The organism is Brevibacterium moorei, assembly GCF_024580735.1.
GTDB lineage: Bacteria > Actinomycetota > Actinomycetes > Actinomycetales > Brevibacteriaceae > Brevibacterium > Brevibacterium moorei.
The window spans coordinates 18,466-37,692 of sequence record NZ_JANIJX010000013.1 but is presented as its reverse complement, the minus strand read 5'-3'; the positions used below and the strand labels follow the sequence as shown (position 1 = coordinate 37,692).

The 19,227-nt window shown below is 66.9% G+C and carries 19 protein-coding genes; 2 read left to right on the top strand and 17 right to left on the bottom strand.

What is annotated here, in order from left to right; genetic code table 11:
• Positions 1–20 precede the first annotated feature (20 nt).
• From rpsS to NQ034_RS09600, 11 genes are all read right to left on the bottom strand, one after another.
• Positions 21–302: a 30S ribosomal protein S19 gene (gene rpsS / locus NQ034_RS09650; protein WP_257048555.1), complete on the bottom strand. Its 282-nt coding sequence runs from the start codon at positions 300–302 to the stop codon at positions 21–23.
• A gap of 15 nt (positions 303–317) precedes the next feature.
• Positions 318–1,154 carry a 50S ribosomal protein L2 gene (gene rplB / locus NQ034_RS09645; RefSeq protein WP_257048554.1) on the bottom strand — a complete coding sequence of 279 codons (837 nt, stop codon included), beginning with the start codon at positions 1,152–1,154 and terminating at the stop codon, positions 318–320.
• Between the two features lie 30 nt (positions 1,155–1,184).
• A complete protein-coding gene (rplW, locus tag NQ034_RS09640; RefSeq protein WP_257048553.1) occupies positions 1,185–1,487 on the bottom strand; it encodes a 50S ribosomal protein L23 in 303 nt (100 codons plus the stop codon).
• Complete coding sequence (gene rplD / locus NQ034_RS09635; RefSeq protein ID WP_257048552.1) at positions 1,484–2,161, bottom strand: 50S ribosomal protein L4; 678 nt, start codon at positions 2,159–2,161, stop codon at positions 1,484–1,486. The genes rplW and rplD overlap by 4 nt, the downstream gene beginning before the upstream one ends.
• A 5-nt stretch (positions 2,162–2,166) precedes the next feature.
• Positions 2,167–2,841 carry a 50S ribosomal protein L3 gene (gene rplC / locus NQ034_RS09630; RefSeq protein ID WP_257048550.1) on the bottom strand — a complete coding sequence of 225 codons (675 nt, stop codon included), beginning with the start codon at positions 2,839–2,841 and terminating at the stop codon, positions 2,167–2,169.
• 13 nt (positions 2,842–2,854) lie between these two features.
• A complete protein-coding gene (rpsJ, locus tag NQ034_RS09625) occupies positions 2,855–3,163 on the bottom strand; it encodes a 30S ribosomal protein S10 (protein ID WP_009379191.1) in 309 nt (102 codons plus the stop codon).
• A 408-nt stretch (positions 3,164–3,571) separates the two neighbouring features.
• The gene (gene tuf / locus NQ034_RS09620) at positions 3,572–4,762 is read right to left on the bottom strand and encodes an elongation factor Tu (protein WP_257048548.1); all 1,191 of its coding nucleotides are present in this window, start codon (positions 4,760–4,762) and stop codon (positions 3,572–3,574) included.
• Positions 4,763–4,870: 108 nt separating this feature from the next.
• Positions 4,871–7,018 carry an elongation factor G gene (gene fusA / locus NQ034_RS09615; protein WP_257048547.1) on the bottom strand — a complete coding sequence of 716 codons (2,148 nt, stop codon included), beginning with the start codon at positions 7,016–7,018 and terminating at the stop codon, positions 4,871–4,873.
• A gap of 78 nt (positions 7,019–7,096) precedes the next feature.
• On the bottom strand, positions 7,097–7,567 hold the full coding sequence (gene rpsG, locus NQ034_RS09610) for a 30S ribosomal protein S7 (RefSeq protein ID WP_257048546.1): 471 nt from the start codon (positions 7,565–7,567) through the stop codon (positions 7,097–7,099).
• Positions 7,567–7,941, bottom strand: coding sequence for a 30S ribosomal protein S12 (gene rpsL / locus NQ034_RS09605; protein ID WP_257048545.1), 375 nt, complete (start codon positions 7,939–7,941; stop codon positions 7,567–7,569). Before rpsL ends, rpsG begins: the two co-directional genes overlap by 1 nt.
• A 380-nt stretch (positions 7,942–8,321) precedes the next feature.
• A complete protein-coding gene (locus NQ034_RS09600) occupies positions 8,322–9,014 on the bottom strand; it encodes a hypothetical protein (protein WP_257048543.1) in 693 nt (230 codons plus the stop codon).
• A gap of 283 nt (positions 9,015–9,297) precedes the next feature.
• Here NQ034_RS09600 and NQ034_RS09595 point away from each other — a divergent pair, with 283 nt between their 5' ends.
• Complete coding sequence (locus tag NQ034_RS09595) at positions 9,298–10,002, top strand: hypothetical protein (protein ID WP_257048542.1); 705 nt, start codon at positions 9,298–9,300, stop codon at positions 10,000–10,002.
• A 70-nt stretch (positions 10,003–10,072) separates the two neighbouring features.
• Here the strand turns inward: NQ034_RS09595 and NQ034_RS09590 are convergent, their stop codons facing one another.
• The 6 genes from NQ034_RS09590 to NQ034_RS09565 all read right to left on the bottom strand — a co-directional run bounded on the left by NQ034_RS09590 (position 10,073) and on the right by NQ034_RS09565 (position 18,400).
• Positions 10,073–11,608 carry a sensor histidine kinase gene (locus tag NQ034_RS09590; RefSeq protein ID WP_257048541.1) on the bottom strand — a complete coding sequence of 512 codons (1,536 nt, stop codon included), beginning with the start codon at positions 11,606–11,608 and terminating at the stop codon, positions 10,073–10,075.
• Positions 11,609–11,796: 188 nt separating this feature from the next.
• Entirely contained in the window at positions 11,797–12,507 is a 711-nt protein-coding gene (locus NQ034_RS09585; protein WP_257048540.1) for a response regulator transcription factor, read from the bottom strand.
• Positions 12,508–12,632: 125 nt separating this feature from the next.
• Positions 12,633–14,261 (bottom strand): mannosyltransferase YkcB-related protein, encoded by a 1,629-nt coding sequence (locus NQ034_RS09580; RefSeq protein ID WP_257048539.1) that lies wholly within the window; start codon positions 14,259–14,261, stop codon positions 12,633–12,635.
• A complete protein-coding gene (locus NQ034_RS09575; protein ID WP_257048538.1) occupies positions 14,150–14,932 on the bottom strand; it encodes an ArnT family glycosyltransferase in 783 nt (260 codons plus the stop codon). Before NQ034_RS09575 ends, NQ034_RS09580 begins: the two co-directional genes overlap by 112 nt.
• A 1-nt stretch (position 14,933) precedes the next feature.
• Positions 14,934–16,283, bottom strand: coding sequence for a glycosyltransferase (locus tag NQ034_RS09570; RefSeq protein WP_257048537.1), 1,350 nt, complete (start codon positions 16,281–16,283; stop codon positions 14,934–14,936).
• Between the two features lie 122 nt (positions 16,284–16,405).
• Positions 16,406–18,400, bottom strand: coding sequence for a glycosyltransferase family 39 protein (locus NQ034_RS09565; RefSeq protein ID WP_257048536.1), 1,995 nt, complete (start codon positions 18,398–18,400; stop codon positions 16,406–16,408).
• 99 nt (positions 18,401–18,499) lie between these two features.
• On the opposite strand from NQ034_RS09565, the gene NQ034_RS09560 reads away from it, so the two are divergent.
• Positions 18,500–19,207 (top strand): DUF1707 SHOCT-like domain-containing protein, encoded by a 708-nt coding sequence (locus NQ034_RS09560; RefSeq protein WP_257048535.1) that lies wholly within the window; start codon positions 18,500–18,502, stop codon positions 19,205–19,207.
• Positions 19,208–19,227 lie beyond the last annotated feature (20 nt).

The following is a 19,227-nucleotide window of genomic DNA, read 5'->3' as shown; positions in this document are numbered from 1 at the left end:
ACCGTTGGAACGTCACCGCGTCAGCGGCGGCGGCCCTTCCGGTCGTCCTTTTCGTGGCCGCGGAACGTCCGCGTCTGAGCGAATTCGCCGAGCTTGTGCCCGACCATCGATTCGGTGATGAACACCGGGACGTGCTTGCGCCCATCGTGCACGGCGATCGTGTGACCCAGGAAATCCGGGACGATCATCGAGCGACGGGACCAAGTCTTGATGACATTCTTGGTGCCCTTTTCGTTCTGAGCAGCAACCTTCTTGTAGAGGTGCTCATCAACGAAGGGGCCCTTCTTCAGGCTACGAGGCATGTTTGAGGCTCCCTATCAACGCTTCTTGCCGGTGCGACGACGACGCACAATGAGCTTGTCGCTTTCCTTGTTGGGCTTGCGGGTACGGCCTTCCGGCTTGCCCCACGGGCTGACCGGGTGGCGACCACCCGAGGTCCGGCCCTCGCCGCCACCGTGCGGGTGGTCGATCGGGTTCATGACCACACCACGGACGGTCGGGCGCTTGCCCTTCCAGCGCATGCGGCCGGCCTTGCCCCAGTTGATGTTCGACTGTTCGGCGTTGCCCACTTCGCCCACGGTCGCGCGGCAGCGCGCGTCGACGTTGCGGATTTCACCGGACGGCATGCGCAGCTGCGCATACTTGCCGAACTTGGCGACCAGCTGCACGGATGCACCGGCCGAACGACCGATCTTGGCGCCGCCGCCGGGACGCAGTTCGACTGCGTGGATGACGGTACCGACCGGGATGTTGCGCAGCGGCAGGTTGTTACCGGGCTTGATGTCCGCTTCCGGACCGGCCTCGACGGTGTCACCCTGCGCCAGCTTGTTCGGCGCGATGATGTAGCGCTTGGCGCCATCGGCGTAGTGCAGCAGCGCGATACGAGCCGTGCGATTCGGGTCGTACTCGATGTGAGCGACCTTTGCCGGCACGCCGTCCTTGTCGTGACGACGGAAGTCGATCACGCGGTACTGGCGCTTGTGTCCACCGCCCTGGTGACGGACGGTGACACGGCCCTGCGAGTTACGTCCACCCTTTTTCGGGAGGGGACGGAGAAGCGACTTTTCCGGCGTGGAACGAGTCACTTCGGCAAAGTCGGCGACCGACGAGCCACGGCGGCCCGGTGTCGTCGGCTTGTGCTTACGGATTCCCATGTTTAATCCTTCTTCAACGAGGAGGTTCGCTTAGAGCGATCCACCGAAGATGTCGATCGAACCGTCCTTGAGGGCGACGATGGCACGCTTGGTGTCCTTGCGCTTGCCCCAACCCGTCCGGGTGCGGCGGCGCTTGCCCTGACGATTCAGGGTGTTCACCGAGCTGACCTTCACACCGAAGATCGATTCGATTGCGTACTTGATTTCCGGCTTGGTCGCGGCCTGGTCGACGACGAAGGTGTACTTGCCCTCGTCCATCCCGGCGTAGGACTTTTCCGAAACGACCGGTGCGACGATGATGTCGCGGGGGTCCTTCACACGTACGGAGCTCACTTGGCGGCCTCCTCGCTCTTGGCGTTGTCAGCCTTGGCGCCCTGGTTGAACGCCAGGAATGCGTTGAACGCACCTTCCGTGAACACGATGTCATCGGCCATCAGCACGTCGTACGTGTTGAGCTGGTCGAAGGACAGGACGTGAACGTCGGAGAGGTTACGGGCGCTCAGCTGCGTCAGTTCATCGGAACGCTCGACCACGACGAGCTTGTTCTTGCGGTCCGACAGACGCTCGAGGGCGACGCGTGCCTGCTTGGTCGAGGGCTTGTCGCCCTCCACCAGGCCGGTCACGACGAACACCTGGTCGAGGCGTGCGCGGTCCGACAGGGCACCGCGCAGTGCGGCGGCCTTCATCTTCTTGGGGGTCCGCTGCGAGTAGTCGCGCGGCACCGGCCCGTGGACGATGCCACCGCCGGCGTACTGCGGCGCACGGATCGAACCCTGACGGGCGTTACCGGTGCCCTTCTGCTTGTACGGCTTCTTGCCACCGCCGCGCACTTCCGAGCGCGTCTTGGCCTTGTGCGTGCCCTGGCGCGCTGCAGCGAGCTGGGCGACGACGACCTGGTGGATCAGCGGCACATTGGTCGCCACACCGAACACGGCATCGGGCAGCTCGACGGAACCGGACTTCTTGCCGGCCAGGTCGAGCACGTCGATGTTCTTGGTCTCAGTCATGTAACTCAGGCCTCCTTCGCAGCAGTGCGGATGAGGACAACGCCCTTCTTGGGGCCGGGGACGGCACCCTTGACGAGCAGCAGGTTGTTCTCAACGTCCACCGCGTGAATCGTGAGGTTCTGGGTGGTGTGACGGGCATTGCCCATGCGACCGGCCATCCGCATACCCTTGAACACACGGCTGGGCGTCGAAGCGCCGCCGATCGAACCGGGCTTGCGGTGGTTGCGGTGGGCACCGTGGGATGCACCCACACCCTTGAAACCGTGGCGCTTCATAACGCCCGCGGTTCCCTTACCCTTGGTCTTCGCGGTCGCATCGACCTTCACGCCGGCTTCGAAGGTCTCCACGGAGAGCTCCTGACCCAGCGAGTATTCGGCGGCGTCGGCCGTGCGCAGTTCCACGAGGTGGCGGCGCGGGGCGACCCCGGCCTTCTCGAAGTGACCGGCGGTCGGCTTGTTGACCTTGCGCGGATCGATCTCCCCGAAGCCGATCTGCACGGCGGTGTAGCCGTCGACGTCTTCGTTGCGGACCTGCGTGACAACGTTGCCGCCGGCCTGGATGACCGTCACGGGAACGAGATTAGCGTTCTCATCCCACACCTGGGTCATGCCGAGCTTGATGCCCAGCAGGCCCTTGACGTTGCGGGTGGTGGGGAGAGGCTTGGAACGAGTGTTCACCATTACTGCTTCCCCCTCAGAGCTTGATCTCGATGTTGACATCGTCGGCCAGGTCGAGGCGCATGAGCGAGTCAACGGCCTTCGGCGTGGGGTCGACAATGTCGATCAGACGCTTGTGCGTGCGCATTTCGAAATGCTCACGGCTGTCCTTGTACTTGTGCGGCGACCGGATAACGCAGTACACGTTCTTCTCGGTCGGCAACGGCACGGGGCCCACAACCGTAGCGCCAGCGCGGGTGACGGTGTCCACGATTTTACGTGCAGCACTGTCGATAACCGCGTGGTCGTACGACTTGAGCCGGATGCGGATCTTCTGTCCCGCCATGGCGTCGTAACTCCATCTTTAGTTCTTCCCGGCCATCAACCGCGGTCCTGTTCGGATCACGCGGTCTGTGCCGGCTGAATTGACCGACCCCCGCGGTCGGGCGTGTCGCCTGCCCTACCGGGTGAAAACACGCATAACTCAATCTGTGTTGTCCGGTACAGGCGAACCCGCTATTGCAGATTCCTTCCGGACTGTTCTGGGCCGTTCGCGACACGAATGCCGCAGTGCAGGGGTCTGGGGCCCAAAACGCAACTCGTCTAGTATGGCACATCCGTTCAGGGGGCCACAAGCCGATCCTGAAAATCGGCTGTGGGATTCCCGTCACAGTACATGCAAGGGGCCCCGGAACCAATCGGTTCCGGGGCCCCTCGTGCCTACGGGGTCTCCCCCGCCGCAATCACCTGATGATCACTTGTTGATCTTGGTGACACGGCCGGCACCAACGGTGCGGCCGCCTTCGCGGATCGCGAAGCGCAGGCCCTCGTCCATGGCGACGGGCTGAATCAGCTCGACGGACATGTCCGTGTTGTCGCCCGGCATGACCATTTCGGTGCCTTCCGGCAGCGTGATGACGCCGGTGACGTCGGTCGTGCGGAAGTAGAACTGCGGGCGGTAGTTCGAGTAGAACGGGTTGTGACGCCCGCCCTCGTCCTTGGACAGGACGTAGACCTGGCCCTCGAACTGCGTGTGCGGGGTGATCGAACCCGGCTTCACGACGACCTGGCCGCGCTCGACCTCGTCGCGCTTCGTGCCGCGCAGCAGCAGGCCGACGTTTTCACCGGCGCGCGCATCGGGCAGCTGCTTGCGGAACATCTCGATACCCGTGACGGTGGTCTTCGAGGTTTCCGGCTTGATGCCGACGATCTCGACTTCCTCGTTGGGCAGCAGGATGCCGGTCTCCACACGACCGGTCACGACGGTGCCGCGGCCGGTGATGGTGAAGACGTCCTCGACGGGCATCAGGAAGGGCTTGTCGGTGTCGCGGACGGGCTCCGGGATGAAGTTGTCCACGGCTTCCATCAGGTCCTCGACCGACTTGACCCACTTGGGGTCGCCTTCCAGGGCCTTCAGAGCGGAGACGCGGACGATCGGGGACTCCGGATCGAATTCCTGCGACTCGAGCAGTTCCGAGACCTCCATCTCGACCAGGTCGAGGAGCTCTTCGTCATCGACCATGTCGGCCTTGTTCAGCGCGACGACGATGGCGGGAACGCCAACCTGGCGAGCCAGCAGGACGTGCTCGCGGGTCTGCGGCATCGGACCATCGGTGCCGGCGACGACCAGGATCGCACCGTCCATCTGGGCGGCGCCGGTGATCATGTTCTTGATGTAGTCGGCGTGACCGGGGGCGTCGATGTGAGCGTAGTGACGCTTCTCGGTCTGGTACTCAACGTGCGAGACGTTGATGGTAATGCCGCGCTCCTTTTCCTCAGGAGCGTTGTCGACCTGATCGAAGGCCTTGGCCTCGTTCAGATCCGGGTACTTGTCTGCCAGTACCTTGGTGATTGCCGCGGTCAGAGTCGTCTTACCGTGGTCAACGTGACCGATGGTACCGATGTTGACGTGCGGCTTGTTCCTATCAAAGGTAGCCTTTGCCACTGGGTTCCTCCTCGTGGATGGCACGGCCCGCTGGGTTGCGGGCCGCCACCGTGTTTCTTCTGTCGGTGCCGGCCGGAGGACCACTCCCCCGGCCGGCGAACGGGGAGATTACTCTCCGCCGCGGGTCTTCTGGATGATCTCGTCGGCAACTGCCTTCGGGACCTCGGAATAGCTCTGGAACTGCATCGAGTACACCGCACGGCCCTGGGTCTTCGACCGCAGGTCGCCGATGTAGCCGAACATCTCGGACAGCGGGACCAGTGCCTTGACGACCTTGACGCCGGAGGCGTCCTCCATCGACTGCACCTGGCCACGACGCGAGTTCAGGTCGCCGATGACGTCGCCCATGTACTCCTCGGGCGTACGCACCTCAACGTCCATCAGCGGTTCCAGCAGAACGGGGCTGGCCTTGCGCGCGGCTTCCTTGAAGACCATGGAGCCGGCGATCTTGAAGGCCATTTCGGACGAGTCGACGTCGTGGTAGGCACCGTCGACCAGCGTCGCCTTGACGCCGACCATCGGGTAACCGGCCAGGATACCGACCTGCATGGCATCCTGGATGCCCGCATCGACCGACGGGATGTACTCGCGCGGAACGCGGCCACCCGTGATCTGGTTGTCGAACTCGTAGATCGTATCGCCTTCGACCTCGAGAGGCTCGATCGTGACCTGGACCTTCGCGAACTGGCCGGATCCACCCGTCTGCTTCTTGTGGGTGTAGTCCTGCTTCTCCACCTTGCGGCGAATGGTCTCGCGGTAGGCCACCTGGGGCTTGCCCACGTTGGCGTCGACCTTGAACTCGCGGCGCATGCGGTCCACCAGGATGTCCAGGTGGAGCTCGCCCATGCCGGAGATCACGGTCTGGCCGGTCTCGGGGTCCAACTCGACCTTGTAGGTCGGGTCTTCCTTCACGAACTTCTGGATGGCCGCGGACAGCTTCTCCTGGTCGCCCTTGGTCTTGGGCTCGATGGCCACGGAGATCACGGGCTCGGGGAAGGTCATCGACTCCAGCGAGATCGGGTTCGACGCGTCGCACAGCGTATCGCCGGTCGTCGTGTCCTTGAGCCCGATGAAGGCGTAGATGTGGCCTGCAACGGCCTCTTCCACCGGGTTCTCCTTGTTGGAGTGCATCTGGAAGAGCTTGCCGATGCGCTCCTTCTTGCCGGAGGTCGCGTTGAGGACCTGCTCGCCCGGCTTGACCTCACCCGAGTACACGCGGACATAGGTCAGCGTGCCGAAGAACGGGTGCGTGGCGACCTTGAAGGCCAGAGCCGAGAAGGGCTCGGAGGTCGAGGGCTCACGGGTGAGCTCGACTTCTTCGTCCTTCGGGTCGTGACCGATGACCGAGCCGACGTCCAGCGGGGTCGGCAGGTAGTCGATGACCGCGTCGAGCATGGGCTGAACGCCCTTGTTCTTGTACGCGGAACCGGCGAAGACCGGGTAGGCCTCCGAGTTCACGGTCAGGTGACGAATGCCGGACTTGAGCTGCTCGAGCGTCAGGTCGTCGTTCTCCAGGTAGGCTTCCATGAGCTCATCGGAGGCTTCGGCGACGTCTTCGACGAGCTTCGTACGGTATTCCTCGACCTTGTCCGCGATGTCCTCGGGGATCGGCACCTCGATCTCCAGCTGACCGCGGGTTTCATCGCCCTTCTTGGCGTGGAACTCGTCGTGATCCTCCGGGAAGACCTCGGGCCATTCGTATGCCTTCATCTCGACCAGGTCGACGACGCCGCGGAAGTCGTTCTCCGCGCCGATCGGCACCTGCATCACCAGCGGCTTCGCGCCCAGGCGATCGACGATCGTCTGCACGGTGAAGAAGAAGTCCGCGCCCAGCTTGTCCATCTTGTTGACGAAGCAGATGCGGGGGACATCGTACTTGTCGGCCTGGCGCCAGACGGTCTCCGACTGGGGCTCCACGCCCTCCTTGCCGTCGAACACGGCGACAGCACCGTCGAGCACACGCAGCGAACGCTCCACCTCAACGGTGAAGTCGACGTGCCCGGGGGTGTCGATGATGTTGATCTGGTTGTCTTTCCAGTAGCAGGTCGTCGCGGCCGACGTGATCGTGATACCGCGCTCTGCTTCCTGTTCCATCCAGTCCATCGTCGAAGCGCCATCGTGCGTTTCGCCGATCTTGTAGTTCACACCGGTGTAGAACAGGATTCGTTCCGTCGTGGTGGTCTTACCGGCATCGATGTGGGCCATGATGCCGATATTGCGGACCTTGTTGAGGTCCTTGAGCACTGCAAGTGCCACGGTGTCTCTCTCTCGTGTCTAGAGCTTCTGGCCCCGGCGGGCCTGCGGGCCCGCAGGCCCGCCGGGTATAACCGAGGATTACCAGCGGTAGTGTGCGAAGGCCTTGTTCGACTCGGCCATCTTGTGCGTATCCTCACGGCGCTTGACAGCGGCACCGAGGCCGTTCGACGCGTCGAGAATCTCGTTCATCAGGCGTTCGGTCATGGTCTTCTCGCGGCGCTGCCGGGAGAAGCCGACCAGCCAGCGCAGGGCCAACGTGGTGGCGCGGCCCGGCTTGACGTCGACGGGGACCTGGTAGGTCGCGCCGCCGACGCGGCGGGACTTGACTTCGAGGGCCGGACGGATGTTGTCCAGGGCCTTCTTCAGCTGCTGTACCGGATCGTTGTTGCTCTTCTCGCGCACGCCCTCGAGTGCACCGTAGACGATGCGTTCGGCGGTGGAGCGCTTGCCGTCGAGCAGGACCTTGTTGATCAGCTGCGTGACGATCGGCGAGTTGTAGACCGGGTCGATGACGACCGGGCGCTTGGGTGCGGGTCCCTTACGAGGCATTACTTCTTCTCCCTCTTGGCTCCGTAGCGGCTGCGGGCCTGCTGGCGGCCCTTGACGCCCTGCGTATCGAGGGTGCCGCGGATGATCTTGTAGCGGACGCCGGGGAGGTCCTTCACACGGCCACCGCGCACGAGCACGATGGAGTGCTCCTGCAGGTTGTGGCCTTCACCCGGAATGTACGCCGTGACCTCGATCTGCGAGGACAGCTTGACACGAGCGACCTTGCGCAGTGCCGAGTTCGGCTTCTTCGGGGTGGTGGTGTAAACGCGGGTGCAGACACCGCGGCGCTGCGGGCTGCCCTTCAGGGCAGGCGTCGCGTTCTTCGCGGCCTTGTCGTGCCGGCCCTTACGGACCAGCTGCTGAATGGTAGGCACTTAAGTGTTCTCCAGTTGCTTCTCGATATTCCTAAGTCCTCACCGCGGTAACAGGCGGAGCCCGCCGACCGTTGGTGCGAACATGTCCCATGCGATCGGGTGAAGCTGCCTGCCCGATCGCAGTAAGTACGCGGTCCCTGTGCACCCGAGGTCGGGTGTGTCGGGCGGATATAACACCGCGAATTCCAACACCGGGGACCACATCGTTCGCATGCGAGCACGCGAACATGGCTGATCGAAATCAGTCCTTTCCAGAGTAGACCGCCCGCGCCCCGGCGGTCAAACGATTGGCAGAGGGCAATCTTGTGGAAGTCGTCACAGTACGGGCGCGCCGGTACACCTGCTCGGGTGTACCGGCGCGCGGTCGTCTCCCCAGTCCCTCAAACGGCCCAGCTCGCAGCATCGGCGAGGTTGCCTCCGACCTTTCGGACAGTGGCCACCGTGGCGTTCTCGACCTGCCCAAGATAGCGACTCAGGCTCGTCTGCTCTTCGGCCGACTGGCCGGTGGGCCCGCCCGCGGAACCCGAGGAGGTGGTGCCACCGCTCGAATCGGACTGACCGCCCTGCTGAGCGGTGCCCTGGTGTCCGCTCTGCCCGCCCGAGGACGAGGATGAGCCCTGTTGGCTCCCACCCATGCCGCCGGGGCCCCCTTGGCCACCGCCACCGGGTCCTCCCTGGCCACCGCCGGGACCGCCCATCTGGCTCGAACCACCGGAGGACGAACCCGCTGCGGCCGCGCCGATCGCCCCGCCGGCCACTCCCCCGACCAGCAGCAGGCCGACGCCCGCCGCAATCGCCGGGGTCAGGCCGATCGTGCGCTTGGGCCTTCCCGCCGGTCCGGCTGTTGGCTGCGGAGGATAGTAGGGCGCCGGTGCGCCCTCCGCACGCTCCGCTCCACTCGCCGGCCCCGCTGGCCCCGCCGGGAGCGTCGGCCCGGTCGGGAGCGTCGGCCCGGTCGCTCCCGGCAGGCCGTCGCCCCGTCCCAGGCGACTGTCTCCGCTCTGCCCGCCGGTAGTGGCCCCGGGCCGGGCCGCGTACTGATCCTGCGGGTTCTCGTTCTGGTTACTGCTCATCGCTGTTCCTCCTCCGATCCGGCAAGCGCCGGTTTCGACCTGATGGAATCAGCATGGTCGTCGGCCCTGGAGCGTGCTTATGCCGTTTCTATGCCACAGCTGTGAAAAGCCGCGCGCCGCCTGGCAGCCGCCGAAGGACGCCGGCTCGCGGGGAGCCCGCCGGTTCCTTACAGTGGGAGGACCGGTGCCGACAGATCACAGCTGAGGTACATCCTCTGCAAATGAGCCGCATGGTGACGGCGGCGAATCTTGAACCGTCGAACCACACGGGCAGGAGAAGACAATGGCACCCAAGGAAAAGAAACACTCGACGGCAACGGAGAACCGGGCACGGCGCAAGTCCCGCCACGAGGCGGAGGAACGGGCACACAAGATCACCCCGCGCCGGCTTCTGACATCGGTCGGAGTCGCACTGGCTGTCGGACTCGGCGGAGTGGGGCTGGCCGCCTGCACGAGTACGGCCGACACCGCCGATTCGACATCCCAGTCACAAACCGGGTCCGGCGCGCAGGATTCCGCGGCCGGCCAGAGCGGACAGAGCCCGTTCTCCAGCATCGACACCGCGGCTCTGGCCACGGCCCTGGACACCACCGAGGACAAGGTCACCGAGGCGATCCAGACAGTCGAGTCCGCACGGCCCGCCGACGGCGCCCCCGGCGGTCAGGCAGGCGGCCGGCAGGGCTCCGGGTCCGCGGGGACCGGGCAGGCCGGATCGTCCACGGACTCGACCGCCCAGGCGCAGCCGCCCCAGGGCGCCCAGTCGGGTTCGAGCGACTCCTCCGGCACGGGTTCCGGTGAGGATCCGATGGCCGCACAGCTGGCCACGGCGCTCGACATGGAATACGACACCGTGCTCAGCGCACTGCAGGACGCCGGCTACACCTCGGGTGGCCCCGGAGCCCAGCAGGCAGACGGCGCGAACGCCGGCGCGACCGACACCTCGAATGACAGCACCGGCAGCCAGGAGACCGCAGCGGCTGAAAGCTGAGAGCCGCGCTCGACCACGGCACGCCGCAGGGGCGGATCCACATGGATCCGCCCCTGCGGCGTTGTGCGCCTCAGCTCGTGGCGCGCAATTCCACGGTGAATACGGCGCCGGCCGGGCTCGAGGCCACCGACACGTCTCCGCCCATGGCCCGCGCCAGCGACCTCACGATCGCCAGTCCCAAGCCGGAGGACCCACCCTGGACCTGGGCCTCGTTGGAACGGGCGCGCTGCTGGTCCCCGCGGGCGAAACGGTCGAAGATCTTCTCGCCCAACTCCGGATCGATCCCCGGGCCGTCGTCGGCGACCCGCACCACTGCCTGTTCCCCGATTCGTTCGGCGCTCACGGTGATATGTGTGCCCTGCGGGGTGTGGACCCTGGCGTTCGTCAGCAGATTCGCCACGATCTGCACGATCCGCGACCGGTCACCCAGGGCCTCGACCGGTTCGGGTGGCAGTTCGAGGGAATAGTCGTGGTCGGCAGTCGTGGCGTGGGCATCGCCCACCATCTCGATCAGCAGCTCCGAAAGATCCACGGTGGCTGTCTGCACCCGTTCGCGTCCGGCATCCAGCCGGGCCAACAGCAGCAGATCGTCGACCAGGCCGGACATCCGCAGCGCCCCGGCGTCGATCCGCTCAAGCGCCTGCGCGACCTGAGCCGGGGACTGCGAGCGCAGCGGTTTGGTCAGATCCGCATAGCCGCGGATCGTCGTCAGCGGCGTGCGCAGTTCGTGCGAGGCATCGGCGACGAACCTGCGCATCTGCAGCTCCGAACGGTACCGGGCCGCCAGCGCCTCGTCGACATTGCCGAGCATCGCATTCATCGCCGCGGCCACATCCCCCACCTCTGTGCCGTTCTTCACCAGGGGTTGGGGGACCCGCACCTCCACGGCCGTGCCGCCGGGGCTCAGATCCAGGCCGGCGACCTCGCGCGCGGTCCGGGCCACCTGGCGCAGCGGCCGGAGCTGCCGGGAGATCACCAGGCCGGCGGCCAGCCCGGCGGCCACCAGGCCGATGCCCACGGCACCCGCCGTCCACGCCCCCGTGGTGCGCAGTGCGGAGTCCACGCCGTCCTGCGGAATCCCGTAGGTCACGCGCAGGCCCTGCTGGTCGAAGGTCATAACGCGATAACTGCCCAGGGTGGGCAGGGAGATGCTGTGCGCGGCTTCGTCGGCGTTCAAACCGATCAGACTGCGTGCGTCCGCCTCCTCCAGGGACTGCGGCGCACCGTATTCGGCCCGGGTGATCATGCCGATCGCGGTCGACCCATCGGTCACCATGGCGATGGTGCGATCGCCCTGACCCGGCATGTCGAGGAAGCGCAGCCACCGGCGGTACTCCGCCGGCAGCTCGCCTTGGGCCGCCGCACTGCCGGACGCCGTCGCCGCAGCCGTCGGACCGCCCGAAGTGCCACCGACTCCGCCATCGGAACGCGCTCCCCCGCCGGGGCCGTGTTGGGCGCTCTCGGCCGTGGTCCGCAGCTGTTCGTCCAGGTTGCCCATCAACGAGGCCCGCACGGTCAGCACGGAGGCCAGCCCGATGCCCACGCCGATCACCACGAGCACGCTCAGGGTCGTCAGAATCAGCCTGGCCCGCAGGCTCGGATGCATTCCGCGGCGCGGTGTTGAGCCCGCAGCAGGCGAGGCTGCCGGGCCGGTTGACGGCGAGGCTGCCTGACCGTTTGGCGGCGCAGCTGCCTGGCCGGCTGCCTGCCCGTTTGGCGCGGGAGGCGGAAAGGCCGGCTTCGGAGGAATCCCCGTTGGCCGTCCCCGGTTCGGTGCCGGGGAATCGGACTCCATCAAACCTCCCGCAGCATATAGCCTGCACCGCGCTTGGTCTGGATCATCGAGGGCTTGTCGGGGACGACCGCGTCGATCTTCTTGCGCAGATAGGAGATGTAGAGCTCGACGATATTGCCATTGCCGCCGAAGTCGTAGTCCCACACCCGGTCGAGGATCTGCGCCTTGGTCAATACCACGTGCGGATTGCGCATGAACAGCAACAGGACCTCGTATTCGCGCGCAGTCAGGTCGATCGGCGTACCGTCGCGGCTGACCTCGTGGCTGGCCTCGTTGAGCTGCAGGTCGCCCACATTGAGGACACCGGACTCGTCCTCGGGCAGGGTACCCGTCCGGCGCAGCCGAGCGGCCACTCGGGCCATCACCTCTTCGAGGTTGAAGGGCTTGGTCACATAATCGTCCCCGCCCAGCTGCAGACCGTTGAGGCGGTCGTCCACCGAATCCCTGGCCGACAGGAACACCACCGGAGTGTCAATGCCCTCGCCGCGCAGCTTGGCCAGGACTTCGAAGCCATCGAGGTCGGGCAGCATAACGTCCAGGATGATGGCGTCGAAGGGTTCCATCCGGGCCAGTCGGACGGCCTCGCGCCCGGTTCCCGCGGTCGTGGGCTGCCAGCCCTGCACGGTGCAGGCCATGGCCAGCAGTTCGGCCAGGTTCGACTCGTCGTCGACGACCAGAATGCGCATCGGGGTGCCGTCTGTGTGTGCCATGTGCTGTGTTCCTGTTCCGTTCACGGTGTCCATTATCGTTCCCCAGGCCTCTCTTATGCGGCTCGCCCGGCGCCTGATTCCGCTCCCTGCGGCCGAAGTCCCGGCAGGGGCGCCCAACGTGCTTCTCAATTCCCGCCCAGGTCGTAGACGGTCGTCCCGTCGACGGTCTGCGCGGTGTAGTTCTGTTCGACCCACTCGGCGATCCGGGATGCGGTATCGTCATCGTCGGCCATATGACTGGCGGCGATGTAGTAGTGGATCTTCCCCTGTGCCACATACTGCTGGAACTGCGCCAGCGTGGGCGAGGGGTCGGTGCCGTTGTATCCGCCTATCGCCATCACCGGCTGCCCGGTGGACAGTTGATAGCCCGAGGCGTTGTTGGAGCCGATGATGGCCGCCATCCACGTGTAGTCCCCGGCGTCCTGGGCCAGGAACTCGCTCAGCTCGGTACTGGGCTCGCTGCCCGTGAGCAGACCGCCCATGCCGCCCATCCCGCCGGATGGTGAGCCCTGTGCCGTCCCATCAGCGGACGGTGAGGCGGCCGACTGCGAGCCGGTCTGCTGGCCGCCCAGGCCCGGCCCGCTCTGGCCACCGCCCATCCCGCCGGTTCCGGCAACCTGCACCAAAGACCCCGTGGCCGAGGCGTTGACCGTGTTGACTGTCAACACGGCCGGCACGCTCAGCCCGGCCACCAGTCCGGCCACCAGTGCCACGGCGGCCAGGCTCCGGCCCAGCCCGCGCGAGATACCGGGCAGGCCCCGCACGATCAGCACCACGCCCGCCAGCAGGCCGGCGCCCAGGACCGTCCAGCGCAGCCAGGCGGGCACGCCGGACACCGAGGCCGACAGCCAGAAGGCATAGGCCCCGGTCCCGGCTGCGCCGACCGCCAGCACCGGGTGGGTCCAGATGCGCCGATGTGCCAGCAGGACCGGCACGGCCAGTGCGATACACGCGGCGATGGCCGGGCTCAACACCACCGTGTAGTACTCGTGGACGATGCCATTCATATTGCTCAGGACCAGCCAGGTGACCAGCAACCACCCACCCCAGGCCACGAGCGCAGTCCAACCGGCGGCGAGCGCGGTGGGGGTCACCGGTCCGCCACGGCGTCCAGCGGCCGAGGTCTTCGCCGGGACAGTCAGGGCCTGCGCGTCGAAAGCTGCCCGGGTCGTGGTGCCAACGGGGACCTCGGCCAGGGCCTGTTTCCTCGCGGCCCGGCCGATTGAGACCAGGCTGGCGGCCAGCGCGCAGACGGACAGGAGTGCGATGGGCAGGAGCCAGGAGCCCTGCAGGGCGAAGGAACCGCTGAGCAAGCGGCTCCAGCCGGTCTCCCCGAAGTTCCCACCCGGTCCCACACTGCCGGTCTCGTCACCGGTCAGACGGCCCAGGCCGTTGTAGCCGAAGGTCAATTCGAGGAAGGAGTTGTTCTGCGAGCCGCCCACATAGGGGCGTTTGTCCTCGGGCAGGAGTTCGATCAGGGCGACCCACCAGCCTGCGGATACCAGCATGGTGGTGACTGGCCAGGCCAGTAGTCCCAGGCGGCGGGTCCAACCCGGCCGGATGACACGCGGCAGCAGGGAGACGCCCAGCAGCCAGGCTGCGACCAGGCCGGGGACGATGAAGAGGACTTGGAACTGCTTGGTCAGGAAGCCGAAGCCCAGGGCCACGCCGGCCAGGGCCAACCACCCGGCGGGGTGAGGCCCGCCGGTGGAGGGGCCCTGCGACCGAGCCGTCGACCGACGCGCCCAGCGCATGTGTCCTGGGCTGTGCGGCCGCTCAGGGACCGCACGGCCTGCTGCGTGCACAGCACCGCGGCGGCCATCAACGCGATCAACATGGCGTCGGGGTTGTTGAACCGGAACATGAGGGCCGCCACCGGGGTCAGGGCGAAGATCGCGCCCGCGGCCAGGCCCGCCCAGCGGGATGCGGTGGCGCCGACGAGCCCCTCCAGGCCGATCCGCACTGACCGGCCCAGCATGAGCACGACCAGTCCCGCCAACACCACCTGGGGTGCGAGCATCTGCACACTGCCCAGGCCGAACAGGCGCACGCTGAGCTCCATCAACCACAGCGCGGCCGGGGGTTTGTCCACGGTGATCGCGTTCGCCGCGTCGGAGGATCCGAAGAGGAACGCCTCCCAGTTCTGACTGCCGGCCTGGACCGCTGCAGCGTAGAAACTGTTGGCCCAGCCATTGGCCTTCAGGTTGCACAGGTAACCGCCCATAGTGCCCAGGGTCAGCAGGGCCAGCAGCAGTCCGTACCAGTGGCCGCGGCACCACGTCCCGAGGCCCGTCCGGTGTGCCCGTGCGACCGGTGTCCGCGACTCGGGACCGTGGTCCGCGCCCGGGGCGCGATCGGTCCTGTGTACCCGATCGCGCCCCAGATAGGCCCTAACCAGGTGCAGGGCGGGAGTCGTGTGTGTCATCTCAGTGTTCCTTCGGCTGTGTCGTCGAGTCGCCCTCCGAGCGGGACGCGTAATGGGACGCGGTGCGGGGGCGGGAGGCTCGCCGCTGTGTGTCGGCGAAGACCCAGAGGCGCTGCAGCGCGAAGCGCAGCACAGTCGCGCCCACATTGGCCACGGTCACCGCCACCAGCACCGCCACGGTGGGCAGCCCGGTCGTCATCTGGATCGCGGCCGAGGTCAACAGCCAGCACAGGGCGAATACGGCCAGGCCCTTGAGGTGGTGGGCCAGCTTGCCGCGGGGATTGCGCGCGGCGAAGGTGTGCCGACGGTTGAGCGCGGTGTTGAGCACCGCCGAAGCCAACAGTGCGGTGAAGTTGGCCAGGTTGACGTCCAGGAACATCCCCAGCAGCAGGAAGCCCAGCGAGTACGTCACGGTGGACACGATGCCCACGTCCACGAAGTGCATGATCTGGGCACCGAGGTTCGGCACGGCGGCCGGCCGACCGACCTCGGCGGAGATCCGCTCCAGCGAGATCGCCGAGCGCCGCAGGTCCCGGCGCATCCGGGCCATCCCCTTGAGGTCCTCGAACGCGGTGGCGACCACGTCCACGGACGAGTCGGGGTCATCGGTCCAGTCCGCGGAGAATTCGTGGATCCGCAGGCCCGCCCACTGGGCCAAGGTCAGGACCTCGGTGTCGAAGAACCAGTTGACGTCGCTCACATGGGGCAGGAGCGCATCGGCGGCCCTGCGGCTGAGCGCCTTGAACCCGCACTGCGCATCGGAATACCCCACGTCCAGGCCCAGCTTGAGCAGCCGGTTGTAGCAGCGGGAGATGACTTCACGTTTGGGGCCGCGCACCACATTGGAATCCGGCAACAACCGCGAGGCGATCGCCACGTCCGCGGTCCCCGAGGCCAGCACCTGAACCATGGGATCGAGCAGGCGGATGTCGGTGGCCAGGTCGACGTCCGTATAGGCGACGACATCGGCCCGCGAGGCGCTCCACACCTGGTTCAGCGCCCGGCCGCGCCCTTTCCGGTCAAGTCGGACGTAACGCACGCGCTGCTGCAGCCGCGCCAGGTCCTCGCCGATCCGGCCGGTCCGGTCGGTACTGGCGTTGTCGGCGATGACGATGGTGACGTCATTCGCCGATTCCGCGGTCAGACCCAACAGGGTGTAGACCGTGTCCGCCAGCTGGGCCTGTTCGTTGTACACGGGCACGACCAGGTCCACCGTGGTCCGACTCCCCCGTCTGCCGGGGGCCGGCACAGGGCCGCTCGTGAACTGTGGATCGTCATCGCCGTCTGCCAGGGCGTTCAGGGTCTGGGGCGCATCCGCATAGCCGGTCTGCATGCTGTTCGTCGTGTCCATGTTCTCATCACACTCCGGGCGGATATGGCGGTCATTGGCTGAAACTGTGGCCTCGCTTTGAGCCTGCGGAAACCCCGCGGGCCGGGCGCCCACAGCCCCCGCGCGCCGGCCCCGGTCGTCGCTCACGACTTCGCCTGGGTCAGGTCGTAGACGGTCGAGCCGCCCACGGTCGTCGAGGAGTAGTTGTCCGCGACCCACGCGGCGATCTCGTCATTGCCCCCGCCGGGCCCGCCGCCCTGGCCGCCGGAGATGTAATAGGCGATTTCGCCATCGGCCACCAACTGCTTGAACTCATCGAGCGTGGGGAAGGAATCGGAGCCGTTCCACCCGCCGATGTCGAGCACCTCGGTGTCCGAGGAGATCATCAACTCCGCTGCGCTGGTCGCCCCGGACATGGCGGCCGAATACGTAGTGGTGGTCTGCTGCAGCAGGTCGACCAGCTCGCTCTGGCTCTGCCCGCCCGCGCCGCCGGGGCCGCCGCCCATCCCACCTCCCATACCGCCGCCCGTGCCGGTTCCGGCCACGGCCGGGCCGGATGCGGGGATGGAACCCGTGTACGCATTGCCGACCGAGGCCAGGGACCAGGCTGCGGTGCCGCCGGCGCCGAACACGAGTGCTGCGGTCAGCACCACCGCGCCGATGTGTTTGAATCCCGCTATCCGCAACTGGTCGAGTCCAACCGTGATCGCAATGGCCGCGAGCAGGGAACCGATCAGCAGGACCCAGCGCAGCCAGGGCAGCCAGGTGGCGCCGTTGACCGCCAGCAGATAGTAGGCGCTCGCCCCGCCGGCGGCTACAGCCGCACCCAGGCCCGCGCGGTACCAGAAGGCGCGGGAGCCTCGACCGCCGGCGGCCGCATGGTGCCCGTGCGAGGCCTCGCCGCCGGCTGTGGCGGAGGCGCGGTCGTCGTCCTGGATTCGGGCCAGGACCGCCTGTGCGCCGACCGCGGTCAGTCCCGCGATGGCCGGGGCCAGGACCACTACGTAGTACGGGTGGATGGTGCCCTCCATATAGCTGAAGACCCCCACCGTGACCAGCAGCCAGCCACCCCAGACGATGAGCGCGGCCCGGCTGGGGTCGGTGCGCACGGCCCGGCGGGTGGCGATGAGGCCTGCGACCAGCAGGATGACCGCGGTGGGTAGCAGCCAGGCGATCTCCGGGCCGAAGCCCGTGTTGAACAGGCGCAGGAAGCCGCTGGAGCCGCCGAAACTGGTGTTCGAGCCGTTCAATCCCGGGGAGAACAGCTTCATGAGGATGTTGCCGTCGGAGGACTGCCCGCCCATGCCTCCACCGCCGTTGCCCGAACCGCCGAAGATCCGCCCCAGCCCGTTGTAACCGAAGACCAACTCCCAGAAGTCATTGCCATCGGTGCCGGCCATATAGGGGCGTTCGTCCTCGGGCCAGGCGTAGAACACGCCGGCATAGGCCACCACCGGCACGATGAGGCCCGCCACGCCCACGGCCAGACCACGGAGCCGACGCAGCCACCCGCCCTGGGCTGCGATGAGGAAGGCCAGGCCCAGAGCCGGCAGCGTCATGAAGCCCTGCAGCATCTTCGTCAGGAAGGCCAGACCGATGATCAGGCCACAGCCCAGCATCCACCAGTCGGCCCGCCGCGGCGATTGGATGGCACGGACCGTCAGATAGGCGGCCAGGGTCAGACACAGGGTCAGCATCGCGTCGGGGTTGTCGAACCGGAACATCATGACGGCCACGGGGCTCAGCGTCATGAGCAGCCCCGCCAACAGGCCCCAGGCCCGCCCGCTGGTGCGCGCGACCGTGCAGTAGACCAGCCAGACCGTGGCCACGCCCATCACCGCCTGGGGGAACAGTACGGTAAACGATGAGAACCCGAAGATCCGGGCGAACAGGGCGGGTATCCAGTAGGCCGCCGGTGGCTTGTCCACTGTGATCCCATTGGCCGCATCGAGTGAGCCGAACAGCAGCGCGGTCCAGTCCTGGGAACCCGCGCGCACCGCCGCGGCGTAGAAGGCATTGCCGTAGCCGGAGACCGTGAGATTCCACAGGTACACGAGTGCGGCCAGCAGCAGCATCGCCACGACACCGAGGTTCAGCCACAGTTTCTTCGTCTCTATCGTCTTCTTGCCTATCGTCATGGGATCAGGGTCCCGGCCGCGGCGAGGCCGGGCGTGTGTCCAGCCTGTGCCGCGTCTGTGAACCTGTGAACTGGGCGGACGTGTCGTAGGCTGGAACACGTGGATGAACAGACTCCGGCCGAAGAACCCGCACACCGGGCCCCGCGGGTACGCGCCGCGGACAGCGACCGCGATGCGGTGCTCGATGTGCTGGCGCTGGCCCACGCCGCGGGCCGGTTGGACGTCGGAGAACTCGACGAACGCCAAACCGGGGCGATGCGGGCGAAGTACATCGACGAACTCCCCGCCCTGTTGGCCGACCTCCCGGAGGGGCGTGAGTTGCACGCCCGGTACACGGCGCAGACGGCCGGCGGGGGCCTCGGCGCCGGGCACGGCCTGCAGGTGCCGGGGACCGGCCACACACCGGCCACCTCGGGTGAGAACAACCTGCCCGTGCTGCCGGGGGCCGGGCGCGCCCGCAACCAGGTCGACATCCTCAGCGGCGGCGATCTGGAGCTCGAGGCGGGCACCCCGGAGCTCAGCGATTACGCGCTGATGGGTGGGTCGAACATCCACCTGCGCCAGGTCATGGGCCCCGGCGTGCTGCTGACCCTCAACCTGTACTCACTCATGGGCGGGCACGACATCTTCGTCCCGGCCGGGGTGCGCGTGGTCGACGAGACGATCAACATCATGGCCGGCAACACCATCCGCAAGTCGGCGCAGGGCGATGGTTCCCAGGGCACTCTGGTGCTCAAGGGATTCTCGGTCATGGCCGGCCACACCGTGAAGCTCGAACCCGAGGACAAGCGCCGGCTCACGCGCTGAGCCGGGCACCGACCCAATCG

Excerpts from the sequence above, each read along its gene's own strand:
- rplC (WP_257048550.1), bottom strand. The coding sequence starts at position 2,841 with ATGGTGAACACTCGTTCCAAGCCTCTCCCCACCACCCGCAACGTCAAG.
- rpsG (WP_257048546.1), bottom strand. The coding sequence starts at position 7,567 with ATGCCTCGTAAGGGACCCGCACCCAAGCGCCCGGTCGTCATCGACCCG.
- NQ034_RS09595 (WP_257048542.1), top strand. The coding sequence starts at position 9,298 with ATGGCACCCAAGGAAAAGAAACACTCGACGGCAACGGAGAACCGGGCA.
- NQ034_RS09600 (WP_257048543.1), bottom strand. The coding sequence starts at position 9,014 with ATGAGCAGTAACCAGAACGAGAACCCGCAGGATCAGTACGCGGCCCGG.
- NQ034_RS09565 (WP_257048536.1), bottom strand. The coding sequence starts at position 18,400 with ATGACGATAGGCAAGAAGACGATAGAGACGAAGAAACTGTGGCTGAAC.
- rpsJ (WP_009379191.1), bottom strand. The coding sequence starts at position 3,163 with ATGGCGGGACAGAAGATCCGCATCCGGCTCAAGTCGTACGACCACGCG.
- rplD (WP_257048552.1), bottom strand. The coding sequence starts at position 2,161 with ATGACTGAGACCAAGAACATCGACGTGCTCGACCTGGCCGGCAAGAAG.
- rpsS (WP_257048555.1), bottom strand. The coding sequence starts at position 302 with ATGCCTCGTAGCCTGAAGAAGGGCCCCTTCGTTGATGAGCACCTCTAC.
- NQ034_RS09585 (WP_257048540.1), bottom strand. The coding sequence starts at position 12,507 with ATGGCACACACAGACGGCACCCCGATGCGCATTCTGGTCGTCGACGAC.
- NQ034_RS09575 (WP_257048538.1), bottom strand. The coding sequence starts at position 14,932 with ATGACACACACGACTCCCGCCCTGCACCTGGTTAGGGCCTATCTGGGG.
- rplB (WP_257048554.1), bottom strand. The coding sequence starts at position 1,154 with ATGGGAATCCGTAAGCACAAGCCGACGACACCGGGCCGCCGTGGCTCG.
- NQ034_RS09590 (WP_257048541.1), bottom strand. The coding sequence starts at position 11,608 with ATGCATCCGAGCCTGCGGGCCAGGCTGATTCTGACGACCCTGAGCGTG.
- NQ034_RS09580 (WP_257048539.1), bottom strand. The coding sequence starts at position 14,261 with ATGCGCTGGGCGCGTCGGTCGACGGCTCGGTCGCAGGGCCCCTCCACC.
- NQ034_RS09570 (WP_257048537.1), bottom strand. The coding sequence starts at position 16,283 with ATGGACACGACGAACAGCATGCAGACCGGCTATGCGGATGCGCCCCAG.